Below are 1,808 nucleotides of genomic sequence, written 5' to 3' on the forward strand. Positions count from 1 at the left end.
TAATGGAAAGAGGATCCATTCTTCCATCGGATATTTCACGCCCAATCAATACGAACGTATGTACCGTCCTGCTGTGTGATTTTCTCGATTCTATGTGTCTACTCTATTGACAGAGGTACACTTTTGCTATTTCTCGCTGCGTTCTTTCTTCCCCACCATTCTCCAAACCGAAACGAGTAACTACCACTTTTCGCTCTCGTTCATCCAAAATATCTAGGTTTTTGTATATCTTGGATTTTTCAATTTTGAGTTGGACTTTTTCAACCACGTCATCGGCATCTGTCCCAAGAATATCAATTAATGAAATTTCATTACCTTCCTTATCTGTCCCAATAGGATCTTGTAATGAGACATCTTTACTGGATTTCTTTTTGGAACGCAAATGCATAAGGATTTCATTTTCGATACATCTAGCGGCAAATGTAGCTAACTTCGTCCCCTTATCAGGAGAAAATGATTCAATTGCTTTTATTAATCCAATTGTACCGATTGAAATAAGGTCTTCCATATCCTCTTTCGTATTATCAAACTTTTTTACCACATGTGCGACCAAACGTAAATTGTGTTCTATTAGCATATTTCTTGAGTTCTGATCACCTTTGGCAAACAACAGTAAGTGTTTAGCTTCTTCCTCCTCTTGGAGTGGTTGGGGGAAGGCATTGTTTTTAACATAAGAAACGAGCAACGATAACTGCTTTATAAACAATGCGATTGTTGCAAATAACCCAGGCATTTCTGTGATCACCTCCACATGTTGTTCTAAAGAACCGTGTTAATGGCTTTGTGATGGTTCTTTCATATATATGGCTGGAGACTAAAACATGACTGTTACCCCACTTAGAGTTTAAGTATAGAGTCGGATAAGTACGTTTCCTTTACCTGCTCTTTTAAGCAAAAGCTTTTCGGAAAAGATAAAATAATTACGTTGGAGTTTGTTTATAACATTTTGACAATATGAGCAACCAACCGCAAATTATGTTCAATGAGCAGGTTACGGGAACGCTGATTGCCTTCGGCCATCAATTGCAGATGCTTGGCTTCCTCCTCCTCCTGCAGCGGCTGGGGAAAAGCATTGTTTTTGACATAAGAGACGAGCAGAGAAAGCTGTTTAATGAATAGCGCTATCGCTGAGAACAATCCAGGCATTGTACCGTACACCCCCACGTTGTATTACCTAAGTGTAGCCCTCTTGGGCTTCACTAACGGTGAACATTGAAGTCTGTTCTTTACTATATGTGGGCGACGGCCTAGATGTGCATGTACGGCGGATGGACAGCTTAAAATAATGCCAATCTTTATAGACAAAACACGAGCTTCAAACTTAAAAACAGCCATCATTAAGTGAATTGACCCCAAAAAGTTAGACATCTATATTTAGGCAACCTGTTCGGCATGAGTTCGGTATTGTACCGGACTCATGCCTTTTAATTTTGCCTTGATCCGTTTGTTGTTGTAGTAATTCATGTACCGTGCCAACTCTTGCTTGAAATGTTCTAGACTTGCAAATTCATTCAGGTATAAGAACTCCGATTTCAAAATGCCAAAGAAGTTCTCCATGACCGCATTATCATAGCAATTCCCTTTTCGAGACATGCTTTGGGTAATCCCCTTTTTCTTCAATGCATATTTAACGCGATGGTCCCGATTCAAGAGCTCGTCACGATTACGTCGATAGCCATAACGGCCCTTATGTTCCTCGTAGATGCCTTGAATGAGCGACTTCAGTTCTGCTCTGGATCTGGCTTACCCAACTGTTTCACCCAATAATAAAACGTACTGCGAGGGATTTCTGCAAGCTTCAGCAATGC

The 1,808-nt window shown here is 40.3% G+C and carries 1 protein-coding gene and 2 pseudogenes; all 3 read right to left on the reverse strand.

Going from position 1 to position 1,808, the window contains the following annotated elements; genetic code table 11:
- Nucleotides 1-121: 121 nt before the first annotated feature.
- Nucleotides 122-733, reverse strand: a pseudogene (gene sigK, locus ACO9K6_RS20890) (RNA polymerase sporulation sigma factor SigK); the annotation flags it as partial.
- 203 nt (nt 734-936) lie between these two features.
- Nucleotides 937-1,146, reverse strand: coding sequence for a hypothetical protein (locus tag ACO9K6_RS20895; protein ID WP_424769457.1), 210 nt, complete (start codon nt 1,144-1,146; stop codon nt 937-939).
- 228 nt (nt 1,147-1,374) lie between these two features.
- Nucleotides 1,375-1,808 (reverse strand): annotated as a pseudogene (locus ACO9K6_RS20900) (IS3 family transposase); the annotation flags it as partial.

Origin of the sequence: Paenibacillus praedii (assembly GCF_049725345.1) — a bacterium.
GTDB lineage: Bacteria > Bacillota > Bacilli > Paenibacillales > Paenibacillaceae > Pristimantibacillus.